Below are 19790 nucleotides of genomic sequence, written 5' to 3'. Positions count from 1 at the left end.
GTTAAACCGTAGATGCCGTTCGTAACGTGTATGCGTTATCGGGCGGCATTTTGCGCTATCGGGTATGCTGTCATCAGCACGAAAGGTTGTGAGGGATTTTCATGGAGATTTTGATTGCGCTGCTGCCTCCTATTTTTGCCGGGATTGCGTTATATTTCATTTTGCGTTGGATTAACCGGGCGGATCGTGCCGAACGTTCAGCACAGCGTGATGTCGAAAAAGACGCTCAACAGTGGTACGAGAAGGTAAAGGGTTCACAAGGAACGGTAAATCCTTTTGGTACTGATAAAACGGGTAATAAAACGGAGCGTCAATAAATATAACCGTTAAATGACAACACTATTCTGTGTCATTCCTTAGAATTCTCTATGTTGGTAGTCATTAGTCATTTATTTCTGTTATTATGAAGGAGATAAATTAGAGAGTGTGACAACGTGCAGTGTAAAAACTCATAGTTGGAGCAATAAACCAAACTAAGGAGAAAACCCCTATGGCACAGAAGGTGCGCATTATTCTTGAGGACGACCTTGATGGTGGTCCCGCAGAAGAGACTGTACGATTCGGCCTCGACGGAGCTCATTACGAGATTGACCTATCCAGTGCTAATGCCGCTCGTCTTCGTGATGCAATTCGTCCGTTCGCATCTAAGGGTCGTCGCGTTCAGGTAGGCGCCTCCCAGCGCGGTTCCCGCGGTGGTCGTGGCTCTTCCGCTCCGGTGAAGCGTAACCCTGAAACCGCTGCAATTCGTAAGTGGGCACGCGAAAACGGTCACGAAGTTTCTGACCGCGGCCGCATCCATCAGGAAATTCAGGATGCTTACTACGCAGCTATGAAGGCAGAAGGTAAGTAAATAGTATTGATACCATCGCTAATTCTGTGATGGTATTTCATCTGCCGACGGCGGGATGACACATCAAGTGTTATCCCGCCTTCTGTATAACGAGGTTTTAGAAAAAGCCCTTCATGAGAAGAGCTATCATCTTCCGGCTTTTTTATTAGCCCCGTGATATGTATTTAGGTAATCACGTGGCGGGTATCGCCCCGGACCTTTTCTTGGTGTTTATGGAATCCCCGTTATCTTATGAGAGCAATCCTCAAGAATGTCTCCTAAGAATCTAAATACCGAAGCAGAATTATAACGTTTTAGTAAAGGGCGCGGAGGTACATTAGTATTGCTATAAGCTAAAGCAATATTAGGTCTTCTGATAGAGCCCGATAAAAGTTTCATGAAAATGTTTATGACCGTCGAGAAACGCCCGATGCGCATCCCGGTTTTGGCTCGGTAAAAGGCTCCCCGAAAAATAGCGACACAGACGTTCTCTTGATGGCGAACAGTGCACCGTAGCCGCGCTTTTCCACGTAATCTAGTATCAAGCAAAATTTCCAAGGAGTGCGCAATGTTTGAACGCTTTACCGACCGAGCTCGGCGCGTTGTGGTGCTTGCCCAAGAAGAAGCACGCATGCTCAACCACAATTACATCGGCACCGAGCATCTGCTGCTCGGGCTGATTCACGAGGGCGAGGGCATCGGTGCCCGTGCCCTTGAGTCCCTCGGGGTTACCCTGAATGCCGTGCGCGAACAGGTGCAGAGCATTGTGGGTCCCAGCCCCCAGGCGCCAAGCGGTCACATTCCCTTCACCCCGCGCGCCAAGAAGGTCCTCGAACTTTCCATGCGTGAGGCCATTCAGCTTAACCACGGTTATATTGGCACCGAACATATCCTGCTGGGCATGGTGCGCGCCTCCGAGGGCGTGGCAAACCAGGTTCTCTCCAAAGTAGGCGTGCAGGGTGCCGAGGTTCGCCAGGCCGTGATGGATCTTATTTCCGGATACCCCGGCAACAACGAGAATAAGGAAACCGCCGGTGTGGGCGCAGGCAACTCCCGTGAGGGCACCCCGGCGGGTTCGACAATTCTCGATCAGTTCGGGCGTAACCTCACCGCCGCCGCACGCGAAGGTCAGCTTGACCCGGTGATTGGTCGTCACCACGAGATGGAACGCGTAATGCAGGTTCTCTCACGCCGCACCAAGAACAACCCCGTGCTTATCGGCGAACCCGGTGTCGGTAAAACCGCCGTTGTTGAGGGCTTGGCGCAGGCCATCGTACACGGCGATGTTCCCGAAACTCTCAAAGATAAGCACCTGTACACCCTGGATTTGGGATCCTTGGTCGCGGGCTCCCGGTACCGCGGTGACTTTGAGGAACGCCTCAAGAAGGTGCTCAAGGAGATTCGCACCCGCGGCGACATTATCCTGTTCATTGACGAGATTCACACCCTCGTCGGTGCCGGTGCCGCAGAGGGCGCTATCGACGCCGCATCCATCCTGAAGCCGATGCTGGCTCGCGGCGAGCTGCAGACCATCGGTGCCACCACCTTGGACGAGTACCGCAAGCACATTGAGAAGGACGCCGCACTGGAACGCCGCTTCCAGCCAATTCAGGTGGACGAGCCTTCCCAAGACCTCGCCGTGCAGATTCTTAAGGGTGTGCGCGATAAGTACGAGGCTCACCACCGCGTAACCATTACCGACGAGTCGATCGAGGCTGCCGTGAACTTGGCGGCACGCTATATTTCCGACCGATTCTTGCCGGATAAAGCCGTTGACCTGATTGATGAGGCGGGCGCCCGCCTGCGCATCAAGCGGATGACCGCCCCGCCCGAGATTAAGATTCTTGACGAGAAGGCGTCGAAGCTGCGCACGCAGAAGGAAGACGCTATCAAGGGCCAGGATTACGAGAAGGCCGCCGCGCTGCGCGATCAAGAGCAAAAGGTACTCGCCGAGAAGGCTGAGGCTGAGAAGGCTTGGCGTGAAAACGGCGATGCTTTCGGCGAGGTGACCCCCGAGGTTATCTCTGAGGTGCTCGCATCCTCAACCGGTGTTCCGGTGTACAAGATCACCGAGGAAGAGTCCTCGCGTCTGATCAAGATGGAAGACGCGCTGCACAAGCGCGTGATCGGCCAGGATAACGCTATCAAGGCTCTCTCCCGTGCGATTCGCCGCACCCGTGCCGGTCTGAAGGATCCGCGCCGCCCCGGTGGCTCGTTTATCTTCGCTGGTCCAACCGGTGTTGGTAAGACCGAGCTTGCGAAGGCTCTGGCAGAATTCCTCTTCGGCGATGAAGACGCCCTGATTACCCTGGATATGTCCGAATACCAGGAGAAGCACACCGTGTCTCGACTCTTCGGTGCGCCTCCCGGGTACGTGGGTTACGACGAGGGCGGTCAGCTGACCGAGAAGGTGCGCCGCAAGCCGTTCTCGGTGGTGCTCTTCGATGAGGTCGAGAAGGCTCACACCGATCTCTTCAACTCGCTGCTGCAGATTCTCGAAGACGGCCGCCTGACCGACTCGCAGGGTCGTGTGGTGGACTTCAAGAACACCGTGATCATCATGACCACGAACCTCGGCTCACGCGATGTGAACCGTCGCGTTCCCGTGGGCTTTCAGGCGATGGATCACGGCGATGCCGATTACGAGCGCATGCAGGCCCGCGTGATGGAGAACCTCAAGGAGCACTTCCGCCCCGAGTTCCTGAACCGTGTGGACGATATTATCGTGTTCCCGCAGCTCTCCGAGAACGAGATTCTGCAGATCGTGGATCTCTTCGTGGGTCGGTTGGCAAAGCGCCTGGCAGATCAGGAAATGTCGATCGAGCTTACGGATGCCGCGAAGGTTCTCATGGCCTCGAAGGGTTACGACCCGGCGATGGGCGCCCGCCCGCTGCGCCGCGAAATGCAGCGTAATATTGAGGATGCTCTCTCCGAGAAGATCCTCTTCGGCGAAATCAAGCCCGGCGAGAAGATTACCGTGGGTGTCGAGGGTGAAGGCGACGATGCGAAGTTCGTCTTCTCCTCGCAGCAGATGCGGGATTTACCCCTGGAGACCGTCAATAAGATGGCGGAATCTGCCGTGGAAGAAGCCGAGCAGATTACCGGAGGGGCATCTGACTAGCGGCTTTCCCCTGTAGGCGATCCTGCGGAAGGCACTAACTAAGGCTTGTCCCCGAATCCTTCGCGAAAGATTCGGGGACAAGCCTTAGTTGTTCAGGGTGTTTTTGCCGCGCTTCTGAATAATTATTGCTGTACCCCCGGCAATATCGCCGCGTTTCTGCTAAGTGTGTATGTCGGTGAATAACAAAGCGAGACGGCGCTGGGGGATAGTATGCTTAGTACATGCCCGCATCATCGGAAAAATCACAGCAGTCTGTAAAATACCCTCCGCAGCCGGGACAGGGGCAAGAAGCCTATCTTGCCGAAACCCGGTCGCGCATAGGGTCGTCGATTAAACGCGCCGAGCAGGCGATGATGGCGGTCAAATCTAAGGTTCTGCGTGAGTACGATCTGAGCGTCGCACAGTATGCCGCCATGACTTCGCTCTACTATGTGCCCGGGCAGTCTGCGGCGCAATTGGCGCGTGCCGCAGCGGTAACCCCGCAGACGATGGCCACCATTCTTGCCCGTCTGGATGCGAAAAGCCTGATTACCCGTGTGCCCTCCGAAGTTCACAGCCGCGTGAATATCGTGACCCTCACCGATGCGGGCGAAGAGCTGGTTGTTCAGGCTGACGAGAAGGTTCGCGCCGTCGAGCGTGCCATGAGCGCTGAATTCACCTCACAGGAGCGTGAACAGCTGCAAGACCTGCTCGACAGGCTTATCGCGTTTCTTGAGCATAAGGGCGCATAGGCACACGAGCGCTTAACACGATGATGCGGTCTTCGTATGTACGAAGACCGCATCGGTTCGCGCAGTATCGAAACCGCTACAGGCTTGCCAGCCACTCCTCAAGCGTGGTGGAGACGGTGTGGTCTGCGGGGTCGGGAATCAGCCCGCCCTTGGCAATAGCGGAACCGAAATACGGCAGCTGCCGCACCACCTTCGGCGTTTTGCCACCGACCTCGCCGCGTGCCGTGAGAAGGCGCTTCACGAACTCCGCCGTTGTCCCTTCTTCTTCGCCGCGAATCGAGACGATGCCCGTACCCGGTACCTTCTCGGAGCCGTCGGCAACATCGCATACCAGCTGTGCTGCAGCCTCTGCGGGAATAGGCGCCATTTTCATGGTCGGCAGCACCGAGACGGGACCCACCGTAACCTGCTGAACAATGGGGTCGAGAAGCTCAAACCACTGCGTCGAACGAATAATAACGGTGTCTACAGCGGAATCCTGATAGGTTTTCTCCTGCGCCGCCTTGCCCGCATAGTAGCCGTATCCGCGGCTAACCGCCGGGTTTTCTACTCCGGCGATTGAGACGCAGACGATGCGCTTCACATCGTTATCAGCTGCCGCCTGCGCGATATTGCTGGAGGTGCTGATAAAGGCTGTCTGTGCCTTTTTGCTGCTCATGATCATGTTGTTAATCGCGTCGATCACAACATCCACTCCGGTTAGCGCCGCGCTTAAATCCGCAAGCGATGAAACGTCTACCCCGTGTGAGCGGCTGATCGGCACTACCTCGTGACCGCGTTTTTCCAGTTTGGCGGCGATCTTCGAGCCGATGGTGCCGGTCGCCCCTATGACCGCTATTTTCATGGAGTCCTCCTTCATAAAGAAATGAGCTTTCCAGAATGTTTTCTCCATTTTTCCAAAGATTTCAGGTGAAAACAATATTTTTTCGGGGTTTATCGTGAGTTGGGGAATAGTGCATAAAAGGTCAAAACCTAAAGCGAAACTCTGTCTTTACGCTCTTTCGCGAGTTTATCTTTGAGAAGCCCGCTGTAGCATCGGTCGATTTGTTCTTGGGACGAGTCGAGTTTGCGTAAATCCTGCACCGGAACCTTCAGGGCATCGGGAACAGTAATATCGGTGGAGAAGTCCGTTAGAAGTTCCCGCGGCACCGGTGCGTGCGCGGCGCGCAGAACCGCCATCATGGCACCGCGCAGCTGCCGGTCGGTGCCGTGCCAGCTCTGCCCCGTAGGCGTATACTCGGCCTGTGGTTTTCCCGCCTTCACCCACGCACAGATATCCTCAAGAGGGCACTGCTCGCAGCGGGGATTCTTGGCGACGCACACGAGTGCGCCCAGCTCCATAACGGAAGCGTTCCACACGCAGGATACGGCGGTATTCTGCGGCATCAGCTCTTCGGCAAGGGTTGTTTCGGCGACGTTCAAATGTTTATGGGGCAGCGCCTTGCCCATGACGGCGCGGGCGTGTACTCGGCGGATATTAGTATCAATAACGGTGGCGCGTCTGCCGAAGGCGAATACTGTAATCGCCGCCGCGGTGTATGCCCCCACACCGGGAAGTTCAAGAAGTTCGTCATAATCCGCCGGAACCTCGCCGTCATGATGCTTCGTAATAGCGACCGCTGCGCCGTGCAGTCGTTGTGCGCGGCGCGGGTAGCCTAGACGACCCCAGGCGCGCACCGCCTCCGCACTGTCTTCGGCAGCGAGGGATGCGGGCGTGGGCCAGCGGCGCATCCACTCTTCCCAAACGGGAAGCACGCGGTTCACGGGGGTCTGCTGCAGCATGAATTCGCTCACCATCACACCCCAGGCCGTGCAGTCGGCACGGCGCCACGGCAGGTCGCGGGCATGATGCTGGTACCAGGTATTTATGCGGTGGTGTAGTTCGTGTGAGTTTTGTAAATTGAACATGGCAATAATTGCTTGCGTTGTAATGTATTACTGTTTCTAGGGTAGGTTATATTGGGTGTCGGGTGCCAATTGACCCACAATATACAGGCAACGTATTTTTATCTATTCCATGTAGTTTATATATATGGTTTTGCATGCACGACACCCAAAAAACCGTTATTCTTAACGGTATGTCTGAACTTGGTCCCGAATTACCCCCCGAAGTATACCGCCGCCGTCGTATCGTTGCCGTGGTAGTGCTTATTCTTGTTTTGCTGGTTGGCATTGTTGGTATTACCACTCTGGTGAACCAGATTAATAAGGGGCCTCAAGACGATGCCGCCGCAGAGGCGACAGCCACCGGCGAACCTTTCCAGAATTTCAGCGCGCGCCCCACACCTTCTACGGTTGCGCCTTCGGGGTCGGTGAGCGGTTCAGCATCCGGCAGCCCGAATGCATCGGCAACCCCGTCCGTTTCTGGGACTCCCGCGGTATCCGGCAGCGCGACTCCGTCCGGGTCGGCGAGCGCATCCGCAACGCCAGCTGTGGCTCTGTGCAATGCCAAGGATCTAAAGGTGACGGTCGAGCCTTCAAAGAAGCAGTATGCGCCCGGTGAAATGCCGTCATTCCACGTGGTGTACACGAATTCTGCGGGTAATCCCTGCTTTATTGGCGGCGAGAAGGTTGCCGAGGGCGTGGAGATCAACATTACATCGGGCGATACCCAGGTGTATTCGTCTGCGAAGTGCACGCCCACTCCCACGAAGAAGACCGAGATTCCTGCGGGTAAGGAAGCCGCCAGCGATATTGCGTGGGATCGTAAGCTCAATACCTCCGGATGTAATGCGCTGAAGAATACGGCGAAGGGTACATACTGGGTGACGGCTACCGTGAATGGGGTGACCTCGCAGCGGGTGAACTTCCTGTTGAAATAGCGCCCACGGTATTCCCCTGCGGGAATATATAAAAGACGTATAAAAAGAGCCGTTATTTCAATAAAGAGAGTTTTTAACGCTTTATTGAAATAAAGGCTCTTTCTATCGGGTGGCTGGTGTTCTTCGGACCGTACCCGGCTAATGTTAGAGGTATTTTTCGAGACTGCTTTCCGCCATGCGGGAGAGCGATTCGCGCACGGTGCGGGCACGATGCTCGCCTATACCATCAACATCACGCAGATCTTCTAAGGATGCGGCCATGAGCGCCTGCAAAGTGCCGAACCGTTCGACGAGGCGTTCGGCAATTGTGTTCGGAATAGTGGCGATGCCGTCAAGCAGGCGGTAGCCGCGCGGCTGCAGGGGAGTGTCGAGCTCGTAATCGCCAAACCCTGCGGCCTGGGCGATCATAGTGAGGTCCACAATATCCATGTCGGTAAGGTCGCGCAGAGCCCGAGTTGCAATAGAGATGCTTTGCGCGGTGGGCCGCGGCAGGTAGTCGTGCAGAATAACGTCGATACCCGCCATGTCGGGGCTGCGGAGCTCTTCAAGCTGAAGCGCCACCAGACGACCGTTCACACCGAGTTCAAGCACATAGTGACTGACTTCGGAGATAATACGCCGTACCATCTCCATGCGCTGCAGGGTGATAGCGACATCACTGAGCGTAACGTGTGATTCGATTTCGAGCGCGGACAGCGTGGAAAGCACCTTGTTGAGGCGCTTCTTATAGCTTTCAAGGGTCTGGATTGCCTGGTTGGCGCGCGCCATCAGGTATTGGGTGTCTTCGACCGTGTACCGGGTGCCGTCTACATACACCGAAATGACGGACATGGAGGCGCTAACTGAGATCACCGGGAAACCCGTCTGGATTGCCATGCGTTCGGCGGTGCGGTGGCGGGTTCCGGATTCGTTGGTGTCGATGGTTGCATCCGGCATGAGCTGTACTGCCGCCATGAGCAGGCGGGTGGCGTCGCGGTCGCAGATGATCGCGCCGTCCATCTTAGCGAGCTCACGCAGGCGGGTGGCAGAAAATTCGGTGTCGATGGTGAACCCACCGGAGGAGAGCCCCGTGACGGTGCGGTCTGAACCGAGCACGATGAGTGCGCCTGTGCGCCCACGGAGGATGCGTTCTAACCCTTCACGCAGCTCGGTGCCGGGGGCGATCTGCGCAATGGTCTTCAGGAGGAGTTCACTGTAATCTGTCTGCACGGAATATATTGTATCGTTTTAGCCTGTGTCACCGCCTTTGTGCGCGCCCCGCCCCGATATTCTCTTCTTCGGCTTTTGAAGATCTGGGTGTTTAAAACGTCAGGGTCGCCCGTACAATAAAAACCATGGCTGCACGCACAAAAACCACTAAAGGAACCCCCGCCTACCGCTGTACCGAATGTGGCTGGACCACCGCCAAATGGGTAGGTCGATGCGGTGAATGCCAAACCTGGGGCTCCGTTGAGGAAGCCGCCGGGGGTACCGTGGCGCGCACCCGTACCGCATCCAGCGTGCAGAAACCGGCGCAGGTGATTGGCGAGGTAGACTCGACCGTCGCCGCCTATATGAGCACCGGAAACCCCGAATTCGACCGGGTGCTCGGTGGGGGACTGGTGCCCGGTGCCGTGATTCTGATGGCTGGCGAACCCGGCGTGGGCAAATCTACCCTGCTGCTGGATGTTGCCGCCACCTTCGCGCGCGGCTACACCCCGCGAACCCCCGCCGCTGAGCGTGCCCGCGCGAAAACCCGCGACGTGCTGTATGTGACCGGTGAGGAATCCGCCGCGCAGGTTAAGCTGCGTGCGGACCGCATCCACGCCGTCGCCGATACCCTGTACTTGACGAGCGAAACCGACCTGGGGACCGCGCTGGCGCATATTGAGCAGGTAGACCCGGCGATGCTGGTGATCGACTCGGTGCAGACCCTTGCCTCCGCGGATGTTGAGGGCAGCGCCGGAGGTGTTACGCAGGTACGCGAGGTTGCCGCAGCGCTGATAGCCGCCGCGAAAGCACGCAATATGTGCACCCTGCTGGTGGGGCATGTGACCAAGGAAGGCACGATCGCCGGGCCCCGCCTGCTGGAACACCTGGTCGATGTGGTGTGCCAGTTCGAGGGCGATAAACACTCCAATATTCGCATGCTGCGCGCTATCAAAAACCGATACGGACCCACCGACGAGGTCGGCTGCTTCGATATGCACGAGGACGGAATCGCGCCCGTGCTCGACCCGTCCGGCATGTTCGTTTCGCGCACACCGCATCCGGTGGCGGGAACCTGCGTGACCGTGACGATGGAGGGGCGCCGCCCGCTGCTGGCCGAAGTCCAGGCGCTGTTGGATCAGGCGGTGGCACCCGCGCCCAGGCGCACGGTGGCGGGGTTGGATTCGGCGCGCATCCAGATGCTTTTGGCGGTTTTGCAGCGCCGTGCCGGGCTGAACGTGGGCAAGCTCGACTGCTATGTTTCCACGGTGGGAGGTGCCAAAATCTCTGAGCCCGCCGCCGATTTGGCGTGCGTGATGGCGCTGGCATCGGCTGCGCAGAATAAGCCACTGCCGCGTAAACTCGCGGTGTTTGGCGAGGTCGGCCTGGCGGGGGAAGTGCGTGCCGTGCCGGGTATTCGCCAGCGTATCGCCGAGGTCGGCAGGCTGGGGTTCACGCATGTGCTGGTGCCCGCATCCCCAACGGGTGTGGGGCAGGTGCCCGATGGGGTGACCGTGCGCGAGGTCGCCACCTTAGGCGAGGCGCTGAACCTGCTCTTCCCGCAGGATAAATAACTGCCGCACATCGTGACGTAAACCGTGAGCAGATAATATTTTGGCGAGCAGATAACGGAATGCTATCTGCTCGCCGAAATACTATCTGCTCACGCAGGCTAGGAGGTTAGCTCTGCACTTTCTCTTCCGCACGCACATGCTTGGGGAGGAAGAGCCCGGCAATAACCGCCGCCACGAGAGCCGCAGCGCCGACAAAAGTGGTCGGGGTAGCGGCATCTGAGAACCCCGAGGGGGTGAGGGTACCGCCAAGTGAGGTGAAGATCGCTGTGAGCGTTGCAACCCCGAGAGCCACCCCGATCTGACGCGCAGTGGCGTTTGTCCCTGAGGCGGTTGCCTGATCTTCAGCGGCCATACCCTGCAGAGTTGCCGTTGCCAAGGGAGCGAAAACGATGCCATTACCGATGCCGGACACCAAGAACGGCGCTACAAGCTGTATGTAGGGTGTATCGGGGTTGAGCAAGGTGCCAACCCAGAAAAGCCCAAGACCTGTGAGGATAAGACCTGTCACGATAATAGGGCGTGTACCGATTTTGGGGGTAAAGATACCGGTGATGGGCGAGATAACGAGAGGCGCGAGAGTCCACGGCATGGTCATCAGTCCGGCTTCGAGCGGACTTGCTCCTTGAACTACCTGCAAGAACTGAATCAGCAGGAAGATAACACCGAAAATACCGAAGCAGAAGATGACACCAACCACGTTTGCTGCACTGAAACTACGGTTCCTGAAGAGGCGCAGCGGAAGCAGAGGCGCGGCGGCGCGTGATTCCCACCAGATGAAGATTACTATAAGAGCAACGCCCCCGATAAGACCGGTCAGAACCTCTGCGCTTGTCCATCCGGCATCATTCCCACGCACAATGCTGTAGGTTAAACCGAAAAGACCCACGCCCGCCAGAATAAGACCGAGAAAATCGAGTGGCTGGGGGCGACCGTATGACTCGTCAATGGTGTACCAAATGAGTGCCATGCAGATGACGCTGATAGGTACGTTGAGCCAGAAGATGGAGTGCCAGTTCATGCCTTCAACTACGGCGCCGCCGATGAGGGGGCCGACGGCGATACCTAGCCCCGAGACTCCGCCCCAGATACCAATGGCGGCGGCGCGCATCCTCTCGGGAACGGATGTGCTAATAAGCGCCAACGAGAGGGGTACGATAGCGGATGCGCCAAACCCTTGGATAGCGCGGGCGATAATGAGGGTGTTGATATCGCTACTGACCCCGCACCATGCGGATGCTGCGGTAAAAATAAAGATCCCGCTCAGGAAAATACGACGGCGCCCAAATCGGTCGGCCAGCGCCGAAGACATGAGAATGCAAGACGCAAAGGTCAGCGTGTAAGCGTTTACCGTCCAGGTGAGCTGCTCAATAGATGCGTGCAGATCTGCCCCGATCACGGGAAGTGCATTGGTCACCACGAGATTATCGAGGGAAGCCATGAACATAGGGAAAGAAAGTGCCAGAATAACCAGCCACGCGGGACGGCGTTGTGAAGTTTGGTCCATGTGGAGCTCCGATATGAATTGTAATCAACTGATTACTTAAACGTAAGTTATCAGGTGATAACATGTCAATATGGTTGATCAAGAATCCTCCACCCCCAAACGGCTCCCTGCTGCCGAGCGTCGTGAACAGATGCTAAGCGCCGCCAGCATCGTCTTCGGTGAGCGCGGCTACGCCGGAACTACCACGGATGCCATCGCCAAGGAAGCCGGGGTTAGCCAAGCGTATATTGTGCGCACCTTTGGCTCAAAAGAGAGTCTCTTCGTAGAAGCCGCAACCCGTTCGGTCGATAAGACTATTGAGGTTTTTCGGGCCGCGGCGCGAGACAACGATGACCTCACAACCCTGCCCAGGCATCTTGGGCACGCCTATGTGGAACTTGTCGCTGACCGGGGCATTCTGTTGACTATGATGCATCTCTTCACGATGGGGCATCATGAACGCTTCGGAAAACTTGCCCGCGAAGAGTTCGCGCGTATCTACCGGGTTCTGCATCATGAACTGGGGCTTACGGCACAGAAAACCGAGAAGATTCTAGCCAGGGGCATGCTCATTAACGCGATTTTGGGCATGCGACTCACAGACGTCATAGATACCGACCCGGACGTGGAAGAACTGCTGTCCTGTACCTTTGCGGATGAAGCCCACATCGTAGCGGATCTAATTTCCGGGTATGAACCGCTGCCTCCTGCGGCACGGGGACGCACATCATCATAAAACGTGTCTCATATGCGTGAGCAGATAGTATTTCGGCGAGCAGATAGCAATTCGTTATCTGCTCGCCGAAATACTATCTGCTCACGGGTCCTACGGTAGGGTCTTACGGGCGGATTCCACAGGGATTAGGTGCACACCATCAGCCACACGATACGAACAGGAAAGACCTACCCCAGCTCCTCTTCGAGGTCTTCATCGCGCAGCATGATATTAACGGTGCGGGTGCGCAAATCCTCTTCCTGAGCCCCCGCAACATCAGCCTGCACAATCGGAATCTCGGAGGTACGCGGCGCATGCTCCGTCACGGCCTCGCCCAGCGGTACCAGCGTGGCGACTGCATCCTCATGATCCATACCAGTAGCCTCTAACATATCCACGGTTATAAGCCTCAGCATAAGCACCAACGACTCGCCCTCGAAGGTCTCTACCCCCAGATGCTTCGGCTCCAGGGTCTCGGCGAGAGAAATCAGGCGCTCGCGGGCAACTTCCATATAGTGTTCACGCTCATGCTCGGTACTGGAATACATGCCCAGTCCCGTACTCTGGGTGGCAAGCGCCAGTTCTTCGAGCGCCGCCGAAAGCGTTTCAAGAGCTTTCGGGCGCAGCTGCACATGCGCAATCGTGGATGCCATGCGCCGGTTAAACACGCGGGTATTACGAATCGCCAAATCGATAGCCCCGAGAGTCTGCGCCAGTCGATCAAGTTCGATTCGAGTCTTCTTGCCCGCCCACGAAAGCTGCGCCATACCGCGCGCCGTCACCAAATCGTTCTTACTCGCCTCATACAGTGGCTGAAGTTTACGCGAATCCTGCAGGCTCTGATACGCCTGATCGTAGTTGTACCGGCGAATCGCCTTCGCAGCCAGAAAGAAGACATCCGAGAAAGCGCTCATAAGAGCCTCGGCACGCTGACGTGACCCATTTCGCGGATCTTTAGGCATCAAAAACATCATGAGAAACGCCGCAACACCACCGATCACGCCGTCAAGGCTGCGGGTAAACGGCAGATCCGAGGTCGGCGGCAGCAGAATCACCAGGCAGGCCTGAAAACTGAGCTGAATCGTAAAAATAATGCCGTTATCCAAGAACCTGGCCAGAAGTACCGAAATAAACAGGGCAAGTGTGGCCTGCCAGATGCCGCGCCCGAGCATCTGCAAAAACAGATCGCCAATCAGAATACCCAGGCTCACCCCGAACGAAACCTCTAGGATGCGCCGCGAATGGGTAGAGCCGCTCACGTATCCGAGTGACACCAGCGCCGCGACCGCCGCGAAAATAGGTTCCTCATGCCCCAGCACCCGCTCCGCAAAAAGATACGCCCCCATCGAGGCGATCGTGATCTGAATAGACTGAAAAAATCCCGCCCGAACGCGGTGAGCCCCGGCGCGGACATAGTTTAAGAATTGTTCCTTCATGGATGCGTGTGCCATAGTGTCTAGTCTACCCGCCCTGAAATTGTGCCGCCGCGGGTCTTTTGCGCCCTTGGATGATATGCATCAAAAGGCTCCTCATTCGAAACAAAGCGGGATCTCTGATGTTTGGCAAGGCTCTTTTTTAAAAGAGGTTAGGGGCGGTAAGGCTACCGGAACCGGCTACCGATATGCCGCATCGCCTGCACCTGCCGACTGGTACGATGCGCCGCCCGCACCATCCGCGAACGCTTCAACGCCTGCAGCTCATCCTCGGCACGCTCAAACTCACCCCGCATATGCGCCTCCCACGAGTGCATGCGATCTGAAAGCGCCCACTCGGTACCCTCGGCCAGGGAAGTCTTCAGCAAAAGCTCGCGCACCGCATTGTTAATCGCCTCTAGGGACGGCTCTAAGGCGGGAATCGCCGCAGCTGCAGAAATACTCTCCGGCATATGCGCCTGCTTCTCCCCGCGCACAGAGGCCGCAAGATACTTCCGCCACGCGTGAAGCAGCGCGGTCACCACCTCATGCCGCGCCCGCAGCTCTTGGCGTTGCCCCCTGCTGAGCGAGAGCGCAGACGCAATGAGCTTCTCGGGAATGTCGGTGCCGAGCATATGAAGCGGAGTCATAAAATTCTGCATCCCGTAATGCCCCATAACCCCGCAAATCCGCATCTCAGTAAACGCATCGGGCACCAGCGCAACCGCTGGAATACCGGCACTAAGGCTAAAAACCGCGGGATGGTAACGGTCGGTAATATTCAACGCGGCACCCTGATGGATGCGCACCGTCGCATCCGCGTGCAGAATCGGTATCACCGTCGCAGGGGATGTCATGGATGCGGCAACCAGTTCATGCGCCTTATAGTCACCGGTGCGCCCGCCCTCCGACGCCGGGTCGCCCATATGCCCCAGGAAGACCGCCGCCAGCCCATACTCGGAGTAAATCTTGTCTAATAAAGCGGCTAGTTCATGTATTTTGTTCCCCGAAACCTCGTGCACCGTCACGCACACATAGTGCTCGGGAAGCTCAGGAACCTCAACCCGCGCATCCGCATAGTCGAGCGTCATCTCCGGGGTATGCGCCCGGTAGTCGCTGGCATCATCCACACCCGCAAGTGCCTTAAGATCGTGCTCGCGGCACCACTCGTAGGAGCTGCGCTCGCGCACCGCCACCAAGGCTGCCGAACGCAGCATACGCAGCAGAACTTCTTCATCGCGCGGGGACAGCACGGGACCAATCGACTGCCCGGAAACAAAGACCGGAATCTTCGCATACTGCGCCACCAATGCGATAGCGGCGCGCTCATACAGCAGCCAGCCGTAGCGCGAATTCAGGTTGCCGCCGCCGGAGATGACAACCGCATCCACCGATTGAATACCCTCTACAAAATCGCGGATATGCTGCGCCGACGGGCAAAAGTCGGGCAGATCCGGCATAACGCCGCTCACCAGAAACTCTTCGAGGCGTTCCAACGTGATCTCGCGCTCGGCAGGCGCCCACGGGAACAGTAAAAACGGCATATATTCGTATGCAGACGAACCCCGAGCCCCCAGATAACGCCTGCTCTGATCGGCGTCGCGGGTTGCTAAGATAACCTGCATTCCTGCATCCGCCAGGTATTCGGCGGTGCTGATCGTCATGGCCTCGTCCCCCACATGGTAGACGGGCTGACCAATATCGCCGACAACAAGAACACGAGTCATATGCGTACCTATTTGCTTGATGAATCTTTAGGCGAAAAAATGGCACGCAAACGCGAAAGTTTGCCACTCCACGACATTGCCCGCTCCATGCGGTGCAGCCGCTCGCACTGTTCCTGCTGCATATTTTCGAGACGTTCCAAACGCTCCTGAACGTCTTGAAGCGCCTCCAGGGTTTCCAATAAACGGCCGTCAAGTTCGTTCGTCAGGTGTGCCTGGTAGAGGTAGGGCCCAATATGCGCCCCGGCGGCAAGGTCTTCACGGATCGCGTTAGCGCGCACCTGCGCATCAAAAATACGATGCTGCTGCTCGTGACTTACGCTGTTGGCGGCAGAACCCGTCGCATCGGGGCGTTTACACCAGTACGCCAGCGGGTCGTCCAGGAGCTGGACTTCACCGGCCATGGCGGCGCGCATATTGAATTCCCAGTCGCCCACCACGGGAAGTTCCTCATCAAAATACCCCACCTTCTCGTGCAGGGTGCGGCGATACAGCACGCCGATAGGAACCGCGCGGTTGGTGCGGAATAGGAACTGCAGCCCCATGGCGGGCAGATCCTCGTGAAAGGTGCATTCGTTCAGAACAATAAAACCGTCCTCGGTTTGCCGCTCAAAACGCTCAATAATCCGTACCACGCACATATCGGCGCCGGTCTCATCAAGGGTTGCGACGGTACGTTCCAGGAATTGGGGATCCCACAGGTCATCGTCGTCGTGAATGGCGATATAGGTAGACTCACTGGAGCGCACACCCAGGTTAGAGGCCGCCTCCATATTGCCGCCCGCAGCATGAAGAAGAACGGTCTGCGCCGCAACCGGGCTGCGGTCAATAATCTGCTGCGATTCTTCCTGATTTCCGCCGTCATCGACCACGTATACGGTGTATTGCGTATACCGTTGCTCGGCGATGTTCTGCAGGGCACGTGCGAGAAAGACCGGGCGATCTTTCGTGCGTACAATGACGGCGACAGAGGAAAACAAAGCTCTCCAAAGAATATATAAGGCCTGCGCATAAGGCACGTAGGGCGGAAATATATAGGGTTGTCTAGAATTCTACGGAGTTGCGCGGGAATAAGCGAGCATTCCCGCCCACATTAGGGGTAAAAATTCTACCCAAATATGCCATCAAGAGCCATCATGAGGGCGATCGCACACAAAAAACATGCCGGAAGCGTGACAAACCAGGTCAGCATAATGTTCGCAACGATCTTCGGCTTCACCGAGTTGAACCGCTGATTCACCCCAGCCCCCAGTGCGGATGCGGTCGCCAGGTGCGAAGACGAGAACGGCAGCTGCAGCAGGAAGTACCCGAGCGCCTGCATAAGAGCCGTTGTTCCTTGAGCTACCGCGCCGCGCATTGGATCTAAGCGCACCATACGGTAGGCGAAGGTGTAGCCGATGCGCCGCCCACCCGTGAGTGTGCCCGCCGCCAGAGCCAGCGCAATAGTGAGCACATGCCAGGGGAGGAGGTCCCGCGTGGGAAGCGGAAAAACCGCACCCAGCACGTGCAGCACCAACAGGTACAGGTACCCGGTCTGCATACCGTGCAGAAGCGAAATTGCGGATGCCGACACCGCCAGCACCTCACGCGAATGCCGGTTCACACTGCTGGGTGAAGAACGGATAGCCAGTCGGTAGAAAGGGATCACCAAAAGCCAAGAAAGAAGAAAAATCAGGGGCGGCAGGTAGAGGAGCGGCAACAGGGTGGCATCGAAAATCGCGGGGATAAACCGTGAGCCTTCGCCATCGACCCGGGCATACCATGCCACCCCGGCTAGGGCACCGATGAGGGCGTGCGTTGAGGAGGCTGGCATGCGTAAGGCCCAGGTCGCCACACCCCATAAGGCGGCGGTGATAAGCGCGGCAGTCAGCCCCGGAAGGCCCAAATGCCCGCTGGGAACGGCAATCCAGGGCACACTCATATCGGTGATCAGCAGATACGCCGCAAACACGCCGATCCCGTTGAATAGCGCGGCGGTAATCAGGGCCGCAGTATCGCCCATCGTGCGGGTGCGTACCGGCACCGCAATAGCATTGGAGGCATCGTGCATGCCGGTCACAAAAATCGCGGAGAGAAACGCGCCCACACACAGAATACTGAGCAGAACCACTAGGACTCCTGCACGATAATACGCCCGATCTCAGAAGACACGCCGCGCATCGCATTCGCCGCCTCAACCAGTTGGGCAATGAACTTGGTGTACCGGCGGTAGCGTTCCATCGGGAAGCGTTCGGCGAGTTCTGCATCGTACTCTTCGGCGGTGCGAACGGCCTGGCGCGAGATACGCAGCATATCCATCCAATAGTTATCCAAACCCTTAATATCGGCGAGCTTGGGAATTACCGCCTCGGTCAGCACAGCCTGCCGCTGAATAATATCGAGTATTGCGGTAATATGCGGGGCAAAACCGTCGATCTTGTGCAGATAAAGGATGTGCGCGGCACTCGTGAGCTTTTCGACCGCGTTCGTGAGTTTGCGGGCCAGCGTGTAGAGGTCTTCGCGGGGTACCGGGGTGGCAAATGAGCTTCGCACGGTGGTGAGGGTCATGAAGAACAGGTCGGTTGAGTTCGCCTCGTGCACCAGCATGCGGTCGAAGAGCTCGGGGTATTCGGAGGTAGATGAGCCAACCATTTCGGAGAGGAGCGCCGCCGCCTCCGCCACCTGCACCGAGATTTGTGCAAGCGAGGTGAGTGAGCTGTTGGCTTGTGGAAAGATGCGGTGCAACATAGTTACAGTCTAACGCGGGTGTGCTGAGGGCGCGCGGGTCTGATGCTTCCCGCGCGGCGGCTTGAGAATACAACAGCGGGAAGGCTACATGATAACCTTCCCGCTGTGAACGTTAGCGATGTCGGGCTGGGAGCGCCTCTCGGCGGAAGGCCGCTCGAAGCGGCAAATGATTTGGAGCCCGGGGCTACCTATTAGCAACCCGACATCTTGTCTTAAATTATCCGCCCGAGCTAAGCCTCCGTCAAGGTACATGAGCTCTAAGCAGAACACCCGGCATCAGTTCCGAATCCTGTATTTTCCCGGGATTTGATAGCGCGCGAGTACCGTGCGGGGCTACAATGCTTCGAGTCCGCCGCTTGCCCGCCAGTGCGCGGCAGTCGCCTCCAAATCCTCGGCGATTTTCACGAGTTTTCGGTATTGTTCGGGCACGCGGAACATGCGTTCAATGCCTTCGCGGCGAACCTCATGACTGGGCGGATGCACCCCCTGCGGGTTGCCGGAAAGTCGGCTAATATCTGCACGCTCATAGTTGAGGCGCAGTCCCAATGCCACAACGCGCGCGAACGCCGCAAAACGTTCGAGAGCTATATCAATATCGCCGCTGTAGAGCCCGGCCAGAATTTTGTCCGCAGTTTTGACGACCTCGGAGGCGCTCGGCGGGTCCGGCACCCCCGCCAGCAGATGCGAACGGTAATCGGCGCCCATACCGGTAGAGAATGCTTGTGCGGTGGCCTTTGGGTAGCGTCGTACCATGTCACGCAGAGAATACATGCGCCATAGCGCGCCGGGGAGGGAACGTGCGGGTGAATGAGACCAGAGCTGCGCAAGCGCCTCAATACCGTATTCGTCAGTGAAGTCTATGAGCCGGGCGGCAACCTCCGGATCAGAATTTTGGCGTCCGCGCTCCAGCAGAATGCGGGCAGACGTATGCGCCGCTTCATCACGGGCGGCGGGATCTTCACCGCCAACGCGGCGCTCAAACTTTTCGCTGGGCTGAGATACTGGGCGATGATGTGCACGATGAGCCATAGGTGTTTAGTGTAACGGGCAGGGCGCGAGTTTTTCGAGGGATTCAGCCGGACGAAAATCATATCTGCGAAGGCGACTCGTGACGGATTTGTAGTGTATAGTAGATGATGTCTTCGCGTTCACGCGGGACGGCGCGCCTTTAGCTCAGTTGGTAGAGCTACGGACTTTTAATCCGCAGGTCGTGGGTTCGAGCCCCACAGGGCGCACTGAACAAAGCCCGTCGCATCCGGTATACCTGTCGGATGCGGCGGGCTTTTTCTCTGCCCTCCCACCCCTCTCGTGTAAAAGAAGCGTTTATGTGAATAAAACGCACTTTTCACTGTTTGATTCACGATCAAGACTCTTTTTAGATCGGGGAGCCTGAATTTAACTCAAATCTGCTTGTGAGAAACGGAGCTATATTTTCTGTAAAAACTTAATGGAGAAATTTTTTAT

The 19790-nt window shown here is 57.1% G+C and carries 17 protein-coding genes and 1 tRNA gene; 8 read left to right on the top strand and 10 right to left on the bottom strand.

Features of this window, described 5'->3' with window-relative positions; all coding sequences use genetic code 11:
* Positions 1 to 101 precede the first annotated feature (101 nt).
* From HMPREF2554_RS09960 to HMPREF2554_RS09945, 4 genes are all read left to right on the top strand, one after another.
* Positions 102 to 317 carry a hypothetical protein gene (locus HMPREF2554_RS09960; RefSeq protein WP_004005752.1) on the top strand — a complete coding sequence of 72 codons (216 nt, stop codon included), beginning with the start codon at positions 102 to 104 and terminating at the stop codon, positions 315 to 317.
* A 173-nt stretch (positions 318 to 490) separates the two neighbouring features.
* Positions 491 to 850: a histone-like nucleoid-structuring protein Lsr2 gene (locus HMPREF2554_RS09955; RefSeq protein ID WP_004005751.1), complete on the top strand. Its 360-nt coding sequence runs from the start codon at positions 491 to 493 to the stop codon at positions 848 to 850.
* A 547-nt stretch (positions 851 to 1397) separates the two neighbouring features.
* Entirely contained in the window at positions 1398 to 3950 is a 2553-nt protein-coding gene (locus HMPREF2554_RS09950) for an ATP-dependent Clp protease ATP-binding subunit (RefSeq protein ID WP_070555107.1), read from the top strand.
* A 221-nt stretch (positions 3951 to 4171) separates the two neighbouring features.
* Positions 4172 to 4681, top strand: a complete 510-nt coding sequence (locus HMPREF2554_RS09945) for a MarR family winged helix-turn-helix transcriptional regulator (RefSeq protein WP_070555105.1) — start codon at positions 4172 to 4174, stop codon at positions 4679 to 4681.
* A 76-nt stretch (positions 4682 to 4757) separates the two neighbouring features.
* Here the strand turns inward: HMPREF2554_RS09945 and HMPREF2554_RS09940 are convergent, their stop codons facing one another.
* On the bottom strand, positions 4758 to 5525 hold the full coding sequence (locus HMPREF2554_RS09940) for an SDR family oxidoreductase (RefSeq protein ID WP_070555102.1): 768 nt from the start codon (positions 5523 to 5525) through the stop codon (positions 4758 to 4760).
* Between the two features lie 128 nt (positions 5526 to 5653).
* The gene (locus HMPREF2554_RS09935) at positions 5654 to 6589 is read right to left on the bottom strand and encodes an HhH-GPD family protein (protein WP_048755018.1); all 936 of its coding nucleotides are present in this window, start codon (positions 6587 to 6589) and stop codon (positions 5654 to 5656) included.
* 134 nt (positions 6590 to 6723) lie between these two features.
* Between HMPREF2554_RS09935 and HMPREF2554_RS09930 the strand changes: the two genes are divergently transcribed.
* A complete protein-coding gene (locus HMPREF2554_RS09930) occupies positions 6724 to 7503 on the top strand; it encodes a hypothetical protein (RefSeq protein WP_070555100.1) in 780 nt (259 codons plus the stop codon).
* 144 nt (positions 7504 to 7647) lie between these two features.
* Here HMPREF2554_RS09930 and disA read toward each other — a convergent pair whose 3' ends face one another.
* A complete protein-coding gene (disA, locus tag HMPREF2554_RS09925) occupies positions 7648 to 8712 on the bottom strand; it encodes a DNA integrity scanning diadenylate cyclase DisA (protein ID WP_004005745.1) in 1065 nt (354 codons plus the stop codon).
* Positions 8713 to 8837: 125 nt separating this feature from the next.
* Between disA and radA the strand changes: the two genes are divergently transcribed.
* On the top strand, positions 8838 to 10265 hold the full coding sequence (radA, locus tag HMPREF2554_RS09920; protein WP_070555098.1) for a DNA repair protein RadA: 1428 nt from the start codon (positions 8838 to 8840) through the stop codon (positions 10263 to 10265).
* A gap of 106 nt (positions 10266 to 10371) precedes the next feature.
* On the opposite strand, the gene HMPREF2554_RS09915 is transcribed toward radA, so the two are convergent.
* Complete coding sequence (locus HMPREF2554_RS09915; protein ID WP_070555096.1) at positions 10372 to 11769, bottom strand: DHA2 family efflux MFS transporter permease subunit; 1398 nt, start codon at positions 11767 to 11769, stop codon at positions 10372 to 10374.
* Positions 11770 to 11839: 70 nt separating this feature from the next.
* Between HMPREF2554_RS09915 and HMPREF2554_RS09910 the strand changes: the two genes are divergently transcribed.
* Entirely contained in the window at positions 11840 to 12484 is a 645-nt protein-coding gene (locus HMPREF2554_RS09910; protein WP_013397963.1) for a TetR/AcrR family transcriptional regulator, read from the top strand.
* 167 nt (positions 12485 to 12651) lie between these two features.
* Here HMPREF2554_RS09910 and HMPREF2554_RS09905 read toward each other — a convergent pair whose 3' ends face one another.
* The 6 genes from HMPREF2554_RS09905 to HMPREF2554_RS09875 form a co-directional block, all read right to left on the bottom strand.
* Complete coding sequence (locus HMPREF2554_RS09905) at positions 12652 to 13914, bottom strand: FUSC family protein (protein ID WP_013397962.1); 1263 nt, start codon at positions 13912 to 13914, stop codon at positions 12652 to 12654.
* Between the two features lie 149 nt (positions 13915 to 14063).
* Positions 14064 to 15602 carry a polysaccharide pyruvyl transferase family protein gene (locus tag HMPREF2554_RS09900; RefSeq protein WP_013397961.1) on the bottom strand — a complete coding sequence of 513 codons (1539 nt, stop codon included), beginning with the start codon at positions 15600 to 15602 and terminating at the stop codon, positions 14064 to 14066.
* Positions 15603 to 15610: 8 nt separating this feature from the next.
* Complete coding sequence (locus HMPREF2554_RS09895; RefSeq protein ID WP_244864823.1) at positions 15611 to 16579, bottom strand: glycosyltransferase family 2 protein; 969 nt, start codon at positions 16577 to 16579, stop codon at positions 15611 to 15613.
* 128 nt (positions 16580 to 16707) lie between these two features.
* Entirely contained in the window at positions 16708 to 17709 is a 1002-nt protein-coding gene (locus HMPREF2554_RS09890) for an inorganic phosphate transporter (protein ID WP_013397959.1), read from the bottom strand.
* The gene (locus HMPREF2554_RS09885; protein WP_004005702.1) at positions 17709 to 18326 is read right to left on the bottom strand and encodes a DUF47 domain-containing protein; all 618 of its coding nucleotides are present in this window, start codon (positions 18324 to 18326) and stop codon (positions 17709 to 17711) included. The genes HMPREF2554_RS09890 and HMPREF2554_RS09885 overlap by 1 nt, the downstream gene beginning before the upstream one ends.
* A 333-nt stretch (positions 18327 to 18659) precedes the next feature.
* The gene (locus HMPREF2554_RS09875; RefSeq protein WP_070555088.1) at positions 18660 to 19355 is read right to left on the bottom strand and encodes a histone acetyltransferase; all 696 of its coding nucleotides are present in this window, start codon (positions 19353 to 19355) and stop codon (positions 18660 to 18662) included.
* Between the two features lie 133 nt (positions 19356 to 19488).
* Here HMPREF2554_RS09875 and HMPREF2554_RS09870 point away from each other — a divergent pair.
* Positions 19489 to 19561, top strand: a tRNA-Lys gene (locus HMPREF2554_RS09870).
* Positions 19562 to 19790: the final 229 nt, after the last annotated feature.

Origin of the sequence: Rothia sp. HMSC071F11, from assembly GCF_001809115.1 — a bacterium.
GTDB classification, from domain to species: domain Bacteria; phylum Actinomycetota; class Actinomycetes; order Actinomycetales; family Micrococcaceae; genus Rothia; species Rothia dentocariosa.
This window is presented reverse-complemented; position numbering and strand designations above follow the sequence as displayed.